Below are 18,712 nucleotides of genomic sequence, written 5' to 3'. Positions count from 1 at the left end.
ACGTTAATGACACGGCGACAGTGTTCCACCCAAGCCGTCAATCAACACCACACAGGGAGCTTTAAACAATGGATGCCATTATTCTTGACTTGGGTGCAGACATTAAGGGCGAATGTATGCTCGAGGGCTATGTCGACAAAATTGAAGTGATGTCGTACAGCCACAATGTAGCCATGCAAGTCACCAATGACGTCAGCAACTCTGAACGCACCTCAGGCAAACCGCATATCGGCGAGTTTACCGCCACTAAATTTGTCGATGCCTCCACCCCGCTGCTCAATCAATACTGCTGCGCCGGTAAAGACATTCCCGAAGTTAAAATCACCATCGGCCGCAATGCCTCGGATGACAGTGGCAAAATTGTGGCCTTTATTGTTTACACCCTCACCAATGCGCTGATTTCCAATGTCAGCGTCAGCGGTGGATCTGGTGGTAAGCCCGTTGAAACCCTGTCTTTAAATTTCACCAAAATCAAGTGGGAGCTCACCACGCAAAAAGACAGCGGCGACAAAGAAGGCACCGCCGCCAGCACATGGGATCTCACTGCGAACAAGCTCATTAAGGGCTAACGCTAGGACGGTTTTAAGCGTGCTGCACGCAGTGTGCGCTTAAATCCGTCCATCTCTTTGGCCTTGGCGATGCAAACCGAAAAATTCAGAGTGCCCTTATTTGAGCGCCTAGAAGACGACGCGCCACAAAGCGCAGAAGTCACCCCGCACCGCCAGTATGGCAAAGCCGCGGTGATGGCATCGGTGTGCCATGAGCTTTCCCGAATACTCAATACCCGCAGAAGCAGCATGCCTAGGTTAAGCGAGCACAGCATTATTGACTACGGCATCGCCGACTGGAGCGGCTTTAAAACGGGCTTTGATGCAGACCGCCGCCAATTTATCCGCGACATCAAACAAGCCATCAGCGTGTTTGAACCACGGCTAAAAAACATACAGATCGAGATATTCAGCACCGATGGTCGAAATGCCGCCCTGAGTATCTGCGCCGAATTACGCGGCACACACAACGAACGAACCGTGCTGTGTATTAAGCAAACTGAGGATGGGATGAGTGTTGAGGAAGTAGATGTTTAAACAACTCCGATGCATACAAAAACCCAAATTTTGAACCACAGAGAACACGGAGGACACAGAGTTTCACGGAGAAAAACAACTTCAGAGTTAAATCGTTTGCTTTGAATTCAAACCCTTTGCAAACCCATACATCTGCATTGTTATCTCAACACATCGCACTGGGCTTAGATCTCCCCTTGAAGCACGCCGAAGTGAGGAACAAGCGGGGCGGGGTTTCGGCAAGGGAGCGAGGAACGAGCCAATCCCGCCCGCCGCCGACTCGATTGTCCGCAGCTGAGGGGACTTCGTGCTTCGTGGGGTCGCCTTCTTTGGCTTCGTTTCTTGGCGAAGCAAGAAAGGAAGGCCCCGCGGTGGCTACCGCTCCAAAACGCTGTGCCGAAGGCACTAAAAAAGATCTTTTGTATTTGGTGGTTAAATCGACGGCATACCAACAAGGCCACAAATGAGCGATTCGATAGACGATGTTTTGCTTGATTACTACCAGCGGGAGCTCACTTGGCTGCGCCACGCTGGGGCGGATTTTGCTGAGCGTTTTCCTAAGATTGCCCATCGCCTAGAGCTATCCGAATACGAATGCCCCGACCCGCATATTGAGCGCCTGCTCGAAGGATTCGCTTTCTTAAATGCCCGCCTGCAACGCCAGTTAGACGATGATTTTTCGCAGCTGAGCAGTGCATTACTAGAAGAGCTTTACCCCTACGCCATCCGCCCCATGCCTTCCACCGCCATTGCCTGTTTTCAGGCCGATGCAAGCAAGGGCAATGCCAATGGCGGGCTTGAAATCAAGCGCGGCACGTCGCTGTTTGTAAACCACCAAAGAAACGAGCAAGAAACCGACAGTATTTACTTCAGAACCACCGCCCCGCTTACCGTCTGGCCTTTGCAAATTGACGACGCGCTATTGCTGGATGCCGAAGAAGCACAAAAACTCACCGGCCTTGCCAAGGCGCAATCGGCGCTTAAAATTCGCATTCATTGCAATGCTGCAGGAGGCTGGCCAGCGCTGACTTTAAACACACTCAAAGTGCATTTAGCCGGATCGCCGCTCACTGCCGCAGCGCTTTACGATTTACTTGGCGCACACAGTATCGCCCTATTTAGCTTACTGCAAAACAAGATCACCCCCATCAAAGGCTTACCTGAGGCCTGCGGGTTTACTGATGATGAAGCGCTTTTACCCAGTGAAAGCGGCGCACTCGCCAGCCACCGCATGCTGCTCGAATACTTTAGCTGCCCGGCCAAGTTTGCATTTTTTGAGCTGCCAATCAGCATCCCTGCCAGCACAGCGCAAGATTTAGACATCATTATCGTGTTTAACACCGCACCAGCCAGCCGCCTTAGCCTGCAAGCCAGTGATTTGGCCTTGGGATGCGTGCCGGTGATTAATTTATTCCCACGTACTTCCGAGCCTTTACGCCCCAGCGGAAAAACGCGCGAATACCGCATTGTGGCCGACAGCCACAGAGAGCACGCCACCGAGATTTATGCCATCGGCCAGGTACGCGCCAGCAAGGCCTGCGGCGCGCAAATAGTGCCGCGCTATTTTGGCCTAAACCATGGCAACACCAACGGCTGCTTCTGGCACGCCAGACGCGTTGACGGCGTCGCTCAGCGGCGCGGCAGCGATATGTTGCTCACTTGGGTAAACGCACATTTTCTGGCCACCGACCCGCCCGCCCCCACGCTGAGTGCAGAGCTGCTTTGCACCAATCGTTTTCTCGCAGAATCGCTGGCGGCTGGCACAGTACTGGCCTTTGAGCAGCCCGGCCCTGTGGCCAAAGTGCGCCTCATGGCCTCGCCCACGCCGCAGCTGCCCCACAGTAGCGCCGCGCAATGGCGCTTGGTTTCGCAGCTTTCCTTAAATCATTTGTCACTCATCGAAGGCCCGCAAGCCCTTGCTGCGCTACGCGAAATATTAAACCTCTACAACGTCGGCCACAGCGCCGCCACCCAACAACAAATCGCCGGAATTCGCAGCATCTACACCCAGCGCACAGTAGATCGAGTCGGCAAAGAAGCATGGCGCGGCTGGCGCAACGGGCTGGAAGTCAGGCTGGAGCTGGACGCCAGCCTGTTTGCAGGCAGCAGCCGCGTCTTATTCTCCGGCGTACTCGCCCAATTCTTCGCCCAATACGCCAGCGTAAACCGCTTTATCCGCACCGTATTGGTAGAAAAAGACCGAGAAATAAAAACATGGCAACCGCTAGTGGGCGATCCCTTGATTCTGTGAATTTATCAAGAGATGAAAACCCAAATCTTGAACTACAGAGAACACAGAGTTTCACGGAGAAAGCCCTTTTTGAGTTGAGCTATTTATTTGAGTTTTTGAGCATTTTCAACTAAAGCAATTTTTATCGCGATTCATGGCACGGGGCTTAAATCTCCCCTTGAAACACGCCGGAGTGAGGAACAAGCGGGGCGGGGTTTCGGCAAGGGAGCGAGGAACGAGCCAATCCCGCCCGCCGCCGACTCGATTGTCCGCAGCGCAGGGGCCTTCGTGTTTCGTGGGGTCGCCTTCTTTGGCTTCGTTTCTTGGCGAAGCAAGAAAGGAAGGCCCCCGCGGTGGCTACCGCACCAAAACACTGTACCGAAGGCACTAAAAAGATCTTTTTAAGGTTTTTTTAATTTTAATTAGCAAACACGAAACATACGAAAAAGACCAAAAACGGCGGGTTGCACCCGCCCTAAGATGATTCAAAACTTGCACGTGCGCGGCCATCTGATGAGAAACATCAACTGGAAACGCACCCCATAAACCATGAGCCATGCCGCATGCAAAGCAGAAACAAACATGCCTGCTAACACCCTCATCAACGAGCTCTTCGCCGCGCCCTATCGCTTTGAGTTTGCTCAGGCGCTGGCGCTGCTGGAAAAATGCTACCCGCGCAAAACGCCGCTGGGTACAGGGCTGGACCCCCGCCAAGAAACGGTGCGTTTAAGCGGGCCGCTCTACCCGCTGTTTTACCCCAGCGCACTGGCCTCGCTCAGCAAAACCAGCCCTCGCCTTTGCTTCAGGGCCAGCACTAAAACCTTCAAACTTAGCCTCAAAAGCAAGCCTGTAAAGCGGCGCTCGCACGCCAGCCAGCTAGAATTACAAGCCTGCCATTTTGGCCTAGGTGGCCCTGATGGCCCGCTGCCCTATGTTTATCAGGAATGGCTGCAAGGGCGGCGCTTACAAAAAGATTATGCTCCGGCAGCTTTTTTGGATTTATTTCATCAGCGCATCCTCGGCCAGCTGTATCGGGTGCAGGGCAAGCATCGTATTGCCGCGCCATTTACCCCGCCGGATCGCAGTGCCGTACAGCCGCTGCTGCGCGCACTGGCAGGCATCCTGCCCAAGCCCTTACACAATCGCCAGCAGATCAGTGATCAAGCCTTACTGGCACGCGTACCCATCCTTGCTAATCGTCGCCGCTCGGTAGAGGGTTTTAAAGCGCTGGTTGCCAGCTACTGGGGCGATGCGCTGACGATCAGGCAATTTGACGGCGCTTGGAGCAATCTGCCCGCATCACACCTCAGCCTGCTGGGGCAAAAAAACAATACGCTGGGCCACAATGCCGTGGCAGGTAAGCGAATCTGGGACGAACACGCAGGCATTACCCTCACCCTTGGCCCGCTGTCTTTAGATAAATATCTAGCCTATCTGCCCACAGGCAAGCTTTACGACAAGCTGATGGCGCTGGCGGCGTTTTATTTTGGGCCAGAGATGCGTTGCAGGCTGGTATTAAAACTCTCCCCTGATGCCAAAACAGCCAGCGACGGCAGCAAAGAATCCCCTGCCCGCCCGCTATCCAAAACCGGCACGCCCTTTTTACTCGGCCAGACCACGTGGTTGGGCGGCTCAAGCAATACCCCCCGGCAATGCCAAATTGCCCCTAAAACGGCAGCCACACTATGAGCCTGGATTTAAGCGCCCTGATTGCCCTGCTGAACATGCCCTGCCGCGAAGCACTGGAGCGCGCCGCCCAGCGCTGCCTGGTACAAACACATTTTTATATCGAAATAGAACATCTGCTGCTGGAGCTGATCGATATCGAAGCAGGTGATCTGGCCGCCATTTTGCCACGCTGCGGCATCAGCCGTGATGCGCTCAACACCGAAATCAACACCGCGCTGGAGCGCTTTAAACGCGGCAACACCCGCACCCCGGCCTTTGCCACGCACACCGTTAAGCTTTTAGAAAGCGCCGTGGTTTACGCCACTGTCAGTCACAATCAGCGAGTGCGCTCCGGCATGCTGCTGCTGGCTATTTTAGAAAATGAAGAACTGCGCAGCCTGCTGCTCAATGGCGTTTCATCCTTACTCAGCATTAACCGCGACACCCTGCGCAGCGAGCTGAGTAACTGGAGCGCCGCCTCCTGCGAAGCGCCACCTGCACCCGCCAAAGAAGCCGGGCAGCAGCCCGCCGCTGCAACCACTGGCAACATACCCAATGCGCCAGAAAACAGCGTGCTCAGCCAATACACACAAGACTTATGCGCCGATGCGCGCGCAGGCAAGATTGATCCGATTGTTGGGCGAGATGGCGAAATCCGTCAGGCCATCGATATCTTGCTGCGGCGCAGGCAAAACAACCCTATTTTGGTGGGCGCACCGGGCGTGGGCAAAACGGCGGTGGTAGAAGGCCTAGCACTCAGAATCGCCGCAGGCGAAGTACCGCCCGCACTTAAAAACGTGGCACTGCGTGTATTAGATTTAGGCCTGCTGCAAGCGGGCGCCAGCCTGAAAGGCGAGTTTGAGCAGCGCTTAAAAAGTGTGATCGAAGCGGTTAAAAACTCAGAAATCCCGATTATTTTATTTATTGATGAAGCGCATACGCTGGTGGGTGCTGGCGCGGCCGAAGGGCAAAACGATGCCGCCAACCTACTCAAACCCGCCTTGGCCCGTGGCGAGCTGCGCACCATCGCCGCCACCACATGGCTGGAATACAAAAAATACTTTGAAAAAGACCCGGCGCTGGCAAGGCGTTTTCAACTGGTGCAAGTAGAGGAGCCAGACGAGGCCACCGCCATCGAAATGCTGCGTGGCGTGGCGGCTGAGCTGGAGCAGCACCACGGTGTGTATGTGCTGGATGCAGCTATTTGCGACGCGGTAAAACTATCACACCGCTATATCACCGGCCGACAATTACCCGACAAAGCCATCAGCGTGCTCGACACCGCCTGCGCCCGCGTGGCGCTGGCCCAGCACGATGTGCCGCCGCAACTAGAAAGCGCCCGCCACCGGCAAAACGCCATTAACGACGAACTCAATCGACTAGAGCGCGAGCAACTCACCGGTGCACCGCACCAAGAGCGCATCACCGCTTTACAAGCCGAGCATGGCCAGCTTAAAGCGCAGATTCAAGAATTAGAAAACCGCTGGCAGGAAGAAAAAGCCGCCGTGGTGGAGCTACTCAGCGCCCACGCTGCCTTAATCAAATTAGCCAAGCAACAGCCACGCAGCAGCGATGAAGAAGAGTTGTTTACCGACCTGCCCGCCACCATCAAACGGCTGGAAAGCGGGCTGGACACCATCCGCCAAGACGACACCATGGTGCCCGCCCATGTGGATTCGCGCACCGTTGCCGCCGTGATTGCAGGCTGGACAGGGATTCCGGTTGGCAAAATGCTGGCCGACGAGGCCTACGCCATCCGCACCCTCGCCAAGCGCATGGGGCAAAGGATTGTCGGCCAGCAAAGCGCGCTGGATACCATCGCCAGCCGCATTCAGGCTTATCGCGCGGGCCTGACCGACCCGGCTAAACCGGTCGGCGTATTTCTGCTGCCCGGCCCCACTGGGGTCGGCAAAACCGAAACCGCCTACGCGCTGGCCGATGCGCTCTACGGCGGCGAGCGCAATCTGGTGACCATTAATTTGTCTGAATACCAAGAAGCCCACACCGTCAGCCAGCTAAAAGGCGCACCGCCCGGCTATGTGGGCTACGGCAGCGGCGGCGTGCTCACCGAAGCGGTGCGGCGCAAACCTTACTGCGTGGTCTTGTTGGACGAAATCGAAAAAGCCCACCCCGATGTGCTGGAAGCGTTTTACAACGTATTTGATAAAGGCATGATGGAAGACGGCAGCGGCCTTGTGGTCGATTTTAAAAACACCGTCATCCTCGCCACCAGCAATGTAGGGGCCGAGCTGATTATCGACACGCCCCCACAAAATTTCGCTACCACCCAATTCGCCGACGACTTGCGCCACACCCTACTGCAATCCTTCCGGCCCGCTTTTCTAGCCCGCATGACCGTCGTGCCCTACCGCGCCCTAGACGACGCCATTCTCAGCGAAATAGTCAAAGCCAAATTAGCCAAATTAAAAAAACGCTATACGGATGCGACGGGTAAAACATTTGAATTTGAAAGCGGGATAGTCGCGGCGGTATTGGCAAGATGCCGGGGAGCGGGAGCGAGGGATGTGGATAATGTTTTGATGGGAGAGGTAGTGGGGAAATTGGCGGAATGGGTGTTGGAGTGATGGTTGACATTTAAAGTTTTTATGGGAGGAGAGGGAATTGCCACGTAAAAGATCTGATCCTGATTTGTTTCATATATGACCCCATACTTTTATATGGCTTTTGCTTAAATACGGAGTTAGTCAGCAGCTTAATTTTGAGGTCGCGAGATCAGACTTAGTGCCATTTTTAAACTTTAAACTCAGGTGAAATTAGAATGCCAAGAATTATAGTTAACTGCCACGGTGGGCGCGTTATTGGTTTCCCCGCTCACCCTGGCCCATTTCTGGTTCCAGTAGGTATATCAATTCATTTCTATGTATTGGATGGTGGAATACTTGATAATGAGACTGGATGGCATATATCCAATCAAAGAATGAGAGGTGAAGCTCTAGGCGGCGTATACCATCATGTAATTTTCGGAGGTCAGATGTGTCAAGATTATTATGGCCTTCCATATGCTGGTTTGGGTATATCGAATGGTATCTTCCTAGAAGAATTGAACGGAAGAAGAGGAGAAAATTATATCAGGCCAATTCTTCAAGCACTCGGAAGCCAACGATGGGGGAACCCTGAGCCCAATACCATAAATCCTATGTATGTCAATTTACCAGCTGTTCAAGGTGGTGGAGATTACCCTAGAGCCGTAGTGACCCTGAGCGATATAGCGAATTGCCCCGGTGTAACAGATGTTGATTGGATAGCGTGCCGGGAACATTGGTAGGCAAAGGGTCACCCATTAGCCCTTTCCGTCAATAGTGACGCACAAAGACTTGAGCGTCCCGCGCAAGCTTTGTTCTGCCTACGCCCTTGCTTGCTACACTTTTGCGCACTTGATTTTCAATCATTGACTACGCACACGGCGCACCAGTCACCCATGAATTCAAATTTGCCAATAATTAAGACTGAATGGAGGTCCCCATGGAAGACAAAGAACGCTACCAAGCCTCAGTGCTCTATTCAAATGTTGCAGATTATGAAACAGGCGGTGTGCGATATATTGCGCATTGGCTATGGTGGGAAGGCAGTAAGTGTATAAGCCATCCTATCGGCGCGGAATGTGGCAGCGCCGGGCTTGAAAAAAACAGCAGCAAGCACCCTGATCAGGTCTTTTGGTCCCAGAGCAGACTCATTGCAAGGCCCAACTCTAAAGCAATCATTGTAACGGATTGCAAAATATTGCCATGTAGCAAAGATGGAGGCTGTGCATATCGTGTCCCCTTATTAATAGAAAGAGTATTTGGCTCCGGCATTCCCATTGGTGTTTTTAGCCACAATGACTATTACACTAAAGCAGGAAAGTTTGGCTACTACACTGAATCTGGCGCATCACAAAGCGATATTGATTCGGCAATGGGCGATATTTTCACTTGGGACTGGGATGCAACCAGCGACGGATCAACGTACTAATAAAAATAAGAACCGTCACACTTTATTGTTTATGAAATACATATTCACGCTAATTAAAAAGGTAAAGCCATGTTTTTTAACTGTGTAGAACCCGCCCATGATTTAGTTGGCCGTGATTATTATGATTGGCACTTTACAATTCGTGCCGGACTGGGCCATCACATTATTTTCCCCCATGTTGATTCATGCCTTGGTGTTATTTGTCAGCTGCCTAACAACACTGTTTTTGCCGGGCATATTAATGGCTTTTATCAAAATGATTATTCACCCACATCTCATCAAAATGCATTTCAAGATTTGATACAACAATTAAACGGAGCAACAGTCCTAAGAGCTGCTGTGTTTGGGAATATTGGAGATGGTCAGGATTTAGCAGGCTGGAGTGATTACATCCAGTTTCCCTGGGCTAATCGCGTCGATTTTCTTTCCAGCAGTTGCGAGCGTGGTATTGATGTAATGTTTGATGTTGATAGCGGCCAATTACAGCTGATGCGCTATCAAGATGGGCGAAATTTTCGACAACAGCCTCTGGCGCAAAGATTAGCCAATCTCAATCTTTATACTATCAATGGTTATCAGCTCATCACTGTTTAACCCATTGCTATTCATATTCCATTATTCAATCTCTAATCATTCTTGCAGAACCAGCCCATGACCCGCCCCACCGACACAGCCACCTCAATCTCCCTATCCGCCTCTGCCCTGGCGGATCTTTACCCCGATGGTGTGTCGGGGGATGAGGGTTTGAATCAGTTAGGGACGATGACGCTGGCGGGCTATAGCGGCACCGCGCTCACCATGGATGCGGCAATTGCCACGCATCTGACTGTCACCCTTAGGCACGATACTAAAACGCGGCCGCTGGATATGTTGTGTGCGGAGATTCGGCAGTTGCCGGGGGACGCCACGGTAGATAAATACAGCCTGACGCTGCGCCCCTGGCTGTGGTGGCTGACGCTGGCGAGTAATAACCGCGTGTTTCAGGCCAAAAGCGTGCCGGATATTGTGAAGGCGGTGTTTGCTGTGCATGGCTTTAGCGATTATTCGCTCAAACTCGATGCCACTTATGATCCGCGTGAGTACTGCGTGCAGTATGGCGAGAGCGATTTTGCCTTTGTTTCCCGCCTACTGGAAGACGAGGGGATTTTCTGGTTTTTTACCCATGCCGACGGCAAGCACACGCTGGTGCTGGCCGATAGCAACGATGCCTTCCCTGCCTGCCCCAATGCCAGCAGCATCGCTTGGCTGGGGCAGGATATGGGCGGACGGGAGCTGCACGGCATCCGCAGTGGCGAGCTGTGCCAGCAGGCGGTTTCCACCGCTTACAACACCAGCGATTACGAATTCACCACCGCCAGCACTTCGCTTTATTCGCAGACCAAGGCGGTGGATGGCGCACGCTCGGTGTATGAGCATCCGGGCGGCTATACCGCCAAGGCCAAAGGAGATGCGCTGGGCAAAATCCGCGTGGCCGGTTTACGCAGCCAGGAGACGCGCTTTATTGGCGAAAGCGACTGCCGCTGGCTGATCCCCGGCCACACTTTTACGCTGAGCGGCCACGATAATGCCGCCGCCAATATTGAATGGGTGGTCACCGCCGTTACGCACGACACCAGCCATACCCATTACCGCAACCGCTTCAGCGCCATCCCCAAGGCAACGCCCTACCATCCACCAAGGCTCACCCCCAAGCCGCGCATGCATACGCAAACCGCGCTGGTGGTAGGCAAATCAGGGGAAGAAATCTGGACTGACGAATATGGCCGCATCAAGATCCAGTTCCCATGGGATCAGGATGGCAAAAAAGACGAAACCAGCTCCTGCTGGGTGCGGGTGATGCAGGCGTGGAGCGGCAAAGCCTTTGGCGCGCAGTTTATTCCGCGCATCGGCCAGGAAGTGGTAGTGACCTTTATTGATGGCGATCCAGACAAGCCACTCGTCACCGGCTGCGTGTACAACGGCGACAACAGCCTGCCCTACGCCCTGCCCGCCAATCAGACGCAATCTGGCATCAAAACTAATTCTTCCAAAGGCGGTGGCGGCTTTAACGAGCTGCGTTTTGAAGATAAAAAAGACGCCGAAGAAGTGTTTCTGCAAGCGCAAAAAGACCTGAAAACCAATATTCTCAACGACGCCACCCACACCATAGGCCACGATGAAATCCGCACGGTAAAAAACGACCGCACCCGCACCGTAGAAGAAGGCAACGACAGCACCACCATAGCCAAAGGCAACCGCACACTCACCGTGAGCAAGGGGGATGAGACTACCGATATCAAAGGCAAGCGCAGCGTAAAAGCAGGCGGCGACGAGGCGCGGGAAGTAGGCGGTGATCTGACGCAAAAAGTCACAGGTAATTATTCCATCACTGTGGATGGCAATCTCAGCATCAAAGTCAGCGGCACCATCAGCATAGAAAGCAGCGGCGCTTACACCGCCAAGAGCGACGCCGCGCTCACCAATCAGGCGGGGACATCACTCACCAATAAAGCCGGTACAGCGCTAACCAACCAAGCAGGTACATCGCTGGATAATAAAGCGGGCACCACCCTTACCAACGACGGCGGTGTTAGCCTGATGAATAAAGGCGGCGCAGAGCAAACCGTGGATGGGGGCGGCATGCTGACCATTAAAGGCGGGCTGGTGAAGATTAATTGATGTTTTTGGGTGCATTGAAACCCAAATAGTTGTGTGATGAACTGATCCCCCCCTTTGAAACAAGGGGGATTGGGCTCCGACAAACGCAAATAATCCGAAAGCAAATCCCCCTCACTCCCCCTTTATTAAAGGGGGAAGCTACTGCGCAAAAGTGGTGCAGAAATTTGTACTTAGCAAATACAAGCTGCGGGTTGCCCCCGCTCTGGCGAACAAGATGCAAAACAAAACACCGAGACCACCATGCCCCAAGCTTTTGAACTAACAAGCGGCAGCAGCAAGCTGAGCGGCACAATGACAGATGGCGTGCTAGACGGGCCGTTTAAAGTGCTGGATGCCAAAAAGCCCCTCGCCTCCATGCAATATAAAAATGGCGATCTGCATGGGCCGATGCTGATGATGCATCCCAATGGCAAACCCTCCGCACAGCTTAATTACCATGCAGGCCAGCTGCATGGCCCGGCCAAATTCTTCTCGCCACAAGGCGCTTTGCAGCGTGAATGCATCTACCAGCAGGGGCAGCTGCATGGCGCGGCTAAAAATTTTTTTAACAATGGCAAAGTGGCCCAGCTGGAGCTCTATCAGGCGGGGCTGCAACATGGCGAGCAATTGCGTTATCACCCCAATGGGGAAATTGCAGAGCGCCAGCAGTTTAAAAATGGCCTGAGCGAAGGCGAAGCCCAGCAGTTTGCGCCAGATGGCAAATTGCTGGGGCCGGATGGCAAGCCGGTTTCCAAAATGAAGGCTTGGCTAAAAACATAAGGCTCGTTTTTTAAGTAAAGACCCGGCTAAAACAGCTTTTTAAGCAGCCGGTAATAACCCACAGGCGCGGCTGATTGACGGCCTGTGCTGCGCGTTGCGCTACATTGAATCAGCCACTGGCTTTTTGCGGCAATCAGCTGTTGATTAATGCCCTCAATCACCGCGCTGGGATTAGTAACTTTGGCCTTACTGATCAGCTCAACACTGGTGCACTGGCGCTGCTTTTGCAGCAGTGCACACACACGCTGCTCTTCAGGATTGAGATTAAAGGTGCTAAATGGGTTGCTTGTAGACATAGATAAACTGCAGTTTCATAAGCCCGCTATTGTGGCATGGCCGTGCATACTAGGCGATTAAATCCTGCATCTGCCCCGGCATCACAATCTTAATCACCCCGCCCCAGTTACACATCAGCATGCCGCCGGAGTTAAGTGCAGGCATGCTGCCAATCAGCACTGTAGGTGCACCGCCCGGTATCCACGGTGCAGCAGTCATTGGAATACACGGCATAGGGGTGAGCACCCCCAGTGCGGCTGCTGTTGCTGCTGCCACCATAGGATTGGCCGGGCTCATGCACGTACCAAATGGCGCAACATTCACAATGGGAATGTAATCCATAATATTGGCAGCAGGCATGCCCCCCGCCATGCAGCGGTTCAGCGGCAAGACATTTAAAGTGCCAGGTGCAGCGCCAAAGCTGCATTGCAAAGAGGCACCGCTGCAAACCTGTGGGCTTCCCATGGTTTCTCCTTATAAGCCAATATCTGCAATGCCCCCAGCAAGGGTGAAACCCTCGTATTTTTCAGCATTGCTCGCGTGCGTTACCCGCCCTACACTGGCTTATTATCGACAAACGAAAGCACAAAGTCAGCTTTAAAAATAAAAAAACCGCCAAAAGCGTCAGCTGATAGCGGTTTTTAATACAGGCAAAAAACTTAATCTGCGCTTAATACACCACGGCGAACCTGATCGTCTTCGATCGATTCAAACAGGGCTTTAAAGTTGCCTTCGCCAAAACCTTCATTGCCTTTACGCTGAATAATTTCAAAGAAAATCGGCCCGATCACAGTTTCAGTAAAGATTTGCAGCAGAGTGCCACCGCCTTCAGTAGGTGCGCCGTCAATCAGAATACGGTTTTTACGTAAGCGCTCTAAATCTTCACCATGGCCTGGTAGGCGCGCATCGGTGCGGTCGTAATAGCTATCCGGGGTATCAAGAAAACGTGTACCGCTGGCTTTTAATGATTCTACTGTGGCAAAAATATCATGGGTGGCAAGCGCAATATGCTGAATGCCTTCGCCTTGGTATTGGCGCAGGAATTCTTCAATCTGGCTTTTATCATCGGATGATTCATTAATTGGAATACGAATCTTGCCGCAAGGGCTGGTCATGGCGCGGGAAACAAGGCCGGTCAGTTTGCCTTCGATATCGAAATAACGAATTTCACGGAAATTAGCGATGTTTTCATAAAAACCCGACCAAACATCCATATTGCCGCGCATCACATTATGGGTAAGGTGATCCACTTCGTATAAACCTACACCTGCCGGGTGCTGATCCACGCCTTCAAGCGGCACGAAATCAACATCATAGATATTCTGGTCTTTACCATAGCGATCAACAAAATAGAGAGCCGAGCCACCAATCCCTTCCACCGCAGGAATATTGAGCTCCATAAAACCAATCGGGCGGTTATAGGGTTTAGCGCCGTGCTCAATGGCATATTTATATGCGCGATCAGCATCGGCCACGCGCCAGGCCATGGCACAAGCGGATGGGCCGTGAATGGCGGCAAACTGGCTGGCTGGCTGTGTAGGCTCGCCATTAACAATAAAATTAATTTCCCCCTGACGGAAAAGACTGGCATTTTTGCTTCTGTGTCGTGCGATTTCCACAAAACCCAGTGAAATAAACAAAGCCTTCAGATTATCTAATGCTTCCTGAGTATTGCCTGTGTATTCCACAAACTCAAAACCATTGGTTTCAAGTGGGTTAATGCTTGGTTTTTCCATTTTCATCTATCTCTCCAGTAGGTGAAACCCAGACACAAAAATGCCGTGATTCAATTTATAAAAATATCACCACGGCATTGCCATATCGGGTTAATTTAGACCGTGCTTAGCAGTCCATTTTGAAAAATCGTCTTCCAATGCATCAAAGCTTTTAATCACAAACAAATCTTCCTGCATATGCCAGATGTCATATGCCGTTTCTGCCACTTTTTCGATATCAAATTCATGTTTACGGGTTTGATCAGACAAACTAAACATCACTTCTTTGGGAGAAGACGCAATACCGGCACCAAAAATACGCAGCCCGTCTGCTTCTTCGATCAGGCCAAACTCTACGGTGTACCAGTAAAGACGCGGCAACCACATTTTAGCGGGGTGATCCAGTTCAAAAGCACGCACGCCTGCACGGCCAAAGGCTTCAAAAAATGCAGCAAAACGGGGATGAGTCAGCAGCGGGGCGTGTCCCAACAAATCATGGAACATATCTGGTGCAGGGGTATAGCCAATTTCATCCGGCTTACGAATAAAATCGGTAGAAGGAAAAATGCGCTGAGCTAATAATTTAAAGAAATCTTCATCCGGCACAATCCCGGATACACGCGTCAGCTTCCAGCCAGAGAGGGCTTCAATCTTGTCGCTGATTTCCACCAGACTTGGAATACGGTCACAGGGAAAGCCAACTTGTTCGATACCATCCAAAAAAGCGTGGCAAAGACGGCCGGGCAATACCGCTTTTTGGTTGGCGATCAGCGTGGCCCAAGTCTGATGCTCAACATCGGTGTATTGCGGCACTGGATAAGAACGAATATCAAGTACAGCGTCTGGCACAGACATTTGCATATCAGATCTGAGGGTTGCTGCTTCATCGGTATACACAAGACTTCTCCTAAATGGTATTTTTCACAGCAACTGTTCTACACTAGCCTTTCATTTTACAAAAAGTGTCGAGCAATTTTGCTTCTAAAATGCCAATAAAATAAATATTTATGCAATTTATCACTAATTAAACATAAAACAAGGGGAGAAAACACCATGGAACTAGATAGGACTGATATTAAAATTCTGAATGAGCTTCAGTTGCATGGCCGTTTAAGCAATGTAGAGCTGGCAGAAATCATCGCTTTGTCTCCTTCACCTTGCTTGCGCAGGCTCAAACAACTCGAAGATAGTGGGGTTATTCGCAAATATGTTGCACTTTTGGATCCGCTTTTAATCGGGCTGGGATTGCAGGCATTTATCCGTGTTTCTTTAGAGAAACGCGGGCATAGTCATCTGCAGGAATTCGTAACCGCCATCCAGGAATGGCCGGAAGTGGTGAACTGCTATGCCATGACTGGGGAAATGGATTATCTGCTGCAAGTGTATTTTGAAGACATGACCCACTTTTCTAAATTTGTCATGGGGCAACTGCTCCAGCACCCGGGCATTGCCGATATCAAATCAAGCTTTGTATTGAAAGAATTTAAAAACACCACACACCTGCCTTTAAGTCATCTCAACCCATAAAGGCCAGGGGTGAGGCCCATGCTGCCTCACCCCTCATTCCCCTCTTTACCCAAACAACTTTAATTACGATTGCTGCCGAACTTTCGCGGGCAGGATCACTCTTAAAAAAACCTCTTGGAAATCACACCTGCCTACACAGGTCTTACAAAAGAAATAAAAACATCCCAACTCTAAAACTTACATACTGTCTGTTTTCCATCAATAAGCTGATGGAAGTCTTCCTTACCGCTTGCCAGAGCCTGGGTATTTCAGCTATACCAAAGCAGATATTCATATCAAAAGACACAGCGTAATGAGTTCAACAACTCTCTGGCTCATCATGGCAGCGATTCTTGCCGGATTAGAAATGCTGACAGGCACCTTTTACTTACTGGCAGTAGCTACAGGGCTGATTAGCGCGGCCTTAGCCGCATGGCTGGGTTTTGGTTTTGCGGTACAGGCCAGCAGTGCCGCCCTGATTGGGCTTATGGCCGTGGCCGCACTCAGGCAATGGCACAGCACACACAACGCCAGCCCAGAGGAAATAAGCAATGATATTGGCCAGCGGGTCGAGATTGTGGAATGGCAGGGCGAACGACGCGCGCGGGTGCGTTACCGCGGCACATTATGGGATGCGGAGCTGGCCGCAGATGCAGACACAGGCTTAAACAACTACACAATTATTGCCACACAGGGCAGCTCTCTTATTATTAACCACTCACCACTAAGGCACTCCTGATGGAATTCGGATTTCCCTTTTTCTTTTTAATTATTGCCGTCATTTTCATCGCAAAAACATTTAAGGTAGTGCCTCAGCAGCACGCCCTTATTATTGAACGCCTTGGTAAATTTCATTCCGTATTACAACCGGGTTTAAGCTTTATCGTGCCCTTTATTGACAGAGTGGCTTACAACCTTTCCCTTAAAGAAATCCCGCTAGATGTCCCCTCCCAAATTTGCATTACACGGGACAATACCCAACTGCAAGTGGATGGCCTTTTGTATTATCAGGTTACCGACCCCAAGCTGGCATCCTACGGCACATCAGATTACGTCATGGCCATTATGCAGCTGGCACAAACCACGCTGCGCTCGGTGATCGGCAAGCTGGAGCTGGATAAAACATTTGAAGAGCGTGACGACATCAATGCGGCCGTAGTCAATGCACTGGATGAGGCCGCACGCAGCTGGGGCGTTAAAGTTTTACGCTACGAGATCAAAGACTTAACGCCACCCAAAGAAATCTTGCACTCCATGCAGCAGCAAATTACCGCCGAGCGTGAAAAACGCGGCCGAATCGCGCAATCCGAAGGGGTCAAGCAAGAGCAAATTAACTTAGCCACCGGCCAGCGCGAAGCATCCATCCAGCGTTCTGAAGGTGAGCGACAAGCCGCCATTAATGCGTCCGAAGGCGAAAAACAAGCCGCAATCAATAAAGCTGAAGGCGAGGCCGAGGCCTTACGCCTTGTTGCGCGCGCCACGGCGGAAGCGATTCATATGGTGGCTCAAACCATTAAGCAACCGGGCGGACTGGAAGCGGTGAATTTAAAAGTAGCCGAGCAATATGTCGCAGCCTTTGCCAATATTGCAAAAGAAGGCAATACCATGTTGCTGCCCGCCAACGCCAGCGATGTGGCGGGTATGGTGGCCACTGCAATGTCTGTGATTAAACCCCCACAGTCTTAATCCACGTAAGGAAATAGCGCCATGTCAGAACCCAAATACCGCCTCGTTACCCGCAGTGATTTCGATGGTTTAGTCTGCGCGGTGCTATTAACTGAGCTGGATATGATCGACGATATTTTATTTGTCCATCCTAAAGATATGCAGGACGGCAAGATCGCCATTAACGCCAATGACATCACCACCAATCTGCCCTATGTGGCGGGTGCGTATTTATCATTTGATCACCACCTTTCCGAAACCATTCGTACCGTCGGTGAAAAAAGTAATCATATTATTGACCCCAAGGCGCCCTCAGCCGCACGGGTGGTATATGACTATTACGGTGGTAAAGCCGCCTTTCCTAAAATCAGCGACGATATGATGATTGCGGTAGATAAAGCAGATTCAGCCGAATTTACCCGCGAAGAAATCCTGAGCCCCAGAGATTGGGTGCTACTTAATTACCTGATGGATGCGCGCACCGGGCTGGGGCGCTTTAAGAATTTCAGAATATCCAATTATCAGTTGATGATGGATTTAATCAAATACTGCGGCAGCCACGGCATCGAAGACATTCTGGCCCTACCTGATGTACAAGAACGCATCGAAGTCTATTTTGAGCACGCACCGCAAGCCAAAGAACAACTCATTAATTGCAGCCGTATTTATGATAATTTAGTGGTGCTTGATTTACGCAATGAAGAAACAATTTACGCCACCAATCGGTTTATGATTTATGCGCTTTACCCACAATGCAATATTTCAATTCATATGCTGTGGGGCTTGCATCAGCAAAATACAGTTTATGCCACAGGCAAATCCATTATTAACCGCAGCTCACAAACCAATATTGGCGAACTGATGCTGGAATACGGCGGCGGCGGGCATGAAAACGCGGGTACCTGCCAGGTAGCCAATGAAGATGCCAACAAAGTATTGCGTGAATTAGTACTCAAAATTACAGCTGATGGCTGATTCTGAGTGAATCCATGCCTCCTTGCATAGCCATGGCGCTTGAATACTGAAGATCATTAACGACTCAGCCACGCCTAAGGAGTTAAAGCACTGCCTGCCCCTTCTTTTGCAGGCCTTTTGATTGCTGACTAAGCGAAGGTGGTTTTTCACCTTAAACAGAACAAACGCTTCCAGCCAGACCCTTGGAGTAAGTGTGGACATTCCCGGCTACAGTCTGAAAAACA

At 51.4% G+C, this 18,712-nt stretch carries 18 protein-coding genes; 14 read left to right on the top strand and 4 right to left on the bottom strand.

What is annotated here, in order from left to right:
- Nucleotides 1-68: 68 nt before the first annotated feature.
- The 10 genes from DYD62_RS09075 (at nucleotide 69) to DYD62_RS09030 (ending at nucleotide 12,351) form a co-directional block, all read left to right on the top strand.
- Entirely contained in the window at nucleotides 69-569 is a 501-nt protein-coding gene (locus tag DYD62_RS09075) for an Hcp family type VI secretion system effector (protein WP_099398105.1), read from the top strand.
- Nucleotides 570-638: 69 nt separating this feature from the next.
- Nucleotides 639-1,085: a type VI secretion system baseplate subunit TssE gene (gene tssE, locus DYD62_RS09070; RefSeq protein ID WP_115227028.1), complete on the top strand. Its 447-nt coding sequence runs from the start codon at nucleotides 639-641 to the stop codon at nucleotides 1,083-1,085.
- 442 nt (nucleotides 1,086-1,527) lie between these two features.
- Nucleotides 1,528-3,315, top strand: a complete 1,788-nt coding sequence (gene tssF, locus DYD62_RS09065; protein ID WP_115227027.1) for a type VI secretion system baseplate subunit TssF — start codon at nucleotides 1,528-1,530, stop codon at nucleotides 3,313-3,315.
- A 561-nt stretch (nucleotides 3,316-3,876) separates the two neighbouring features.
- A complete protein-coding gene (gene tssG, locus DYD62_RS09060; protein WP_165928609.1) occupies nucleotides 3,877-4,983 on the top strand; it encodes a type VI secretion system baseplate subunit TssG in 1,107 nt (368 codons plus the stop codon).
- A complete protein-coding gene (gene tssH, locus DYD62_RS09055; RefSeq protein ID WP_207916341.1) occupies nucleotides 4,980-7,547 on the top strand; it encodes a type VI secretion system ATPase TssH in 2,568 nt (855 codons plus the stop codon). Before tssG ends, tssH begins: the two co-directional genes overlap by 4 nt.
- 194 nt (nucleotides 7,548-7,741) lie before the next feature.
- Nucleotides 7,742-8,248 (top strand): putative adhesin, encoded by a 507-nt coding sequence (locus DYD62_RS24415; RefSeq protein WP_115227025.1) that lies wholly within the window; start codon nucleotides 7,742-7,744, stop codon nucleotides 8,246-8,248.
- 197 nt (nucleotides 8,249-8,445) lie between these two features.
- Nucleotides 8,446-8,934 carry a hypothetical protein gene (locus DYD62_RS09045; protein ID WP_115227024.1) on the top strand — a complete coding sequence of 163 codons (489 nt, stop codon included), beginning with the start codon at nucleotides 8,446-8,448 and terminating at the stop codon, nucleotides 8,932-8,934.
- Nucleotides 8,935-9,003: 69 nt separating this feature from the next.
- The gene (locus DYD62_RS09040; protein ID WP_115227023.1) at nucleotides 9,004-9,528 is read left to right on the top strand and encodes a hypothetical protein; all 525 of its coding nucleotides are present in this window, start codon (nucleotides 9,004-9,006) and stop codon (nucleotides 9,526-9,528) included.
- Between the two features lie 57 nt (nucleotides 9,529-9,585).
- Nucleotides 9,586-11,592, top strand: a complete 2,007-nt coding sequence (locus DYD62_RS09035) for a type VI secretion system Vgr family protein (RefSeq protein WP_115227022.1) — start codon at nucleotides 9,586-9,588, stop codon at nucleotides 11,590-11,592.
- 240 nt (nucleotides 11,593-11,832) lie between these two features.
- Nucleotides 11,833-12,351: a toxin-antitoxin system YwqK family antitoxin gene (locus DYD62_RS09030; protein WP_115227021.1), complete on the top strand. Its 519-nt coding sequence runs from the start codon at nucleotides 11,833-11,835 to the stop codon at nucleotides 12,349-12,351.
- Nucleotides 12,352-12,377: 26 nt separating this feature from the next.
- Here the strand turns inward: DYD62_RS09030 and DYD62_RS09025 are convergent, their stop codons facing one another.
- The 4 genes from DYD62_RS09025 to DYD62_RS09010 all read right to left on the bottom strand — a co-directional run bounded on the left by DYD62_RS09025 (nucleotide 12,378) and on the right by DYD62_RS09010 (nucleotide 15,239).
- Nucleotides 12,378-12,647 (bottom strand): hypothetical protein, encoded by a 270-nt coding sequence (locus DYD62_RS09025; protein WP_115227020.1) that lies wholly within the window; start codon nucleotides 12,645-12,647, stop codon nucleotides 12,378-12,380.
- A gap of 49 nt (nucleotides 12,648-12,696) precedes the next feature.
- Entirely contained in the window at nucleotides 12,697-13,092 is a 396-nt protein-coding gene (locus DYD62_RS09020) for a DUF4280 domain-containing protein (protein WP_099398095.1), read from the bottom strand.
- Between the two features lie 194 nt (nucleotides 13,093-13,286).
- Nucleotides 13,287-14,369 carry a 4-hydroxyphenylpyruvate dioxygenase gene (hppD, locus tag DYD62_RS09015; protein WP_115227019.1) on the bottom strand — a complete coding sequence of 361 codons (1,083 nt, stop codon included), beginning with the start codon at nucleotides 14,367-14,369 and terminating at the stop codon, nucleotides 13,287-13,289.
- Between the two features lie 84 nt (nucleotides 14,370-14,453).
- Entirely contained in the window at nucleotides 14,454-15,239 is a 786-nt protein-coding gene (locus tag DYD62_RS09010) for a phenylalanine 4-monooxygenase (protein WP_115227018.1), read from the bottom strand.
- A gap of 156 nt (nucleotides 15,240-15,395) precedes the next feature.
- Here DYD62_RS09010 and DYD62_RS09005 point away from each other — a divergent pair, with 156 nt between their 5' ends.
- The 4 genes from DYD62_RS09005 to DYD62_RS08990 all read left to right on the top strand — a co-directional run bounded on the left by DYD62_RS09005 (nucleotide 15,396) and on the right by DYD62_RS08990 (nucleotide 18,488).
- Nucleotides 15,396-15,869 (top strand): Lrp/AsnC family transcriptional regulator, encoded by a 474-nt coding sequence (locus DYD62_RS09005; protein WP_099398092.1) that lies wholly within the window; start codon nucleotides 15,396-15,398, stop codon nucleotides 15,867-15,869.
- A 292-nt stretch (nucleotides 15,870-16,161) separates the two neighbouring features.
- Nucleotides 16,162-16,587 (top strand): NfeD family protein, encoded by a 426-nt coding sequence (locus tag DYD62_RS09000; protein WP_132038619.1) that lies wholly within the window; start codon nucleotides 16,162-16,164, stop codon nucleotides 16,585-16,587.
- Nucleotides 16,587-17,534, top strand: a complete 948-nt coding sequence (locus DYD62_RS08995; RefSeq protein ID WP_099398090.1) for an SPFH domain-containing protein — start codon at nucleotides 16,587-16,589, stop codon at nucleotides 17,532-17,534. Before DYD62_RS09000 ends, DYD62_RS08995 begins: the two co-directional genes overlap by 1 nt.
- Nucleotides 17,535-17,555: 21 nt before the next feature.
- The gene (locus tag DYD62_RS08990; protein ID WP_115227016.1) at nucleotides 17,556-18,488 is read left to right on the top strand and encodes a DHH family phosphoesterase; all 933 of its coding nucleotides are present in this window, start codon (nucleotides 17,556-17,558) and stop codon (nucleotides 18,486-18,488) included.
- The last annotated feature ends 224 nt before the right edge of the window (nucleotides 18,489-18,712 follow it).

Source organism: Iodobacter fluviatilis (genome assembly GCF_900451195.1).
In the GTDB taxonomy this organism is placed as follows: Bacteria; Pseudomonadota; Gammaproteobacteria; order Burkholderiales; family Chitinibacteraceae; genus Iodobacter; species Iodobacter fluviatilis.
This window is presented reverse-complemented; position numbering and strand designations above follow the sequence as displayed.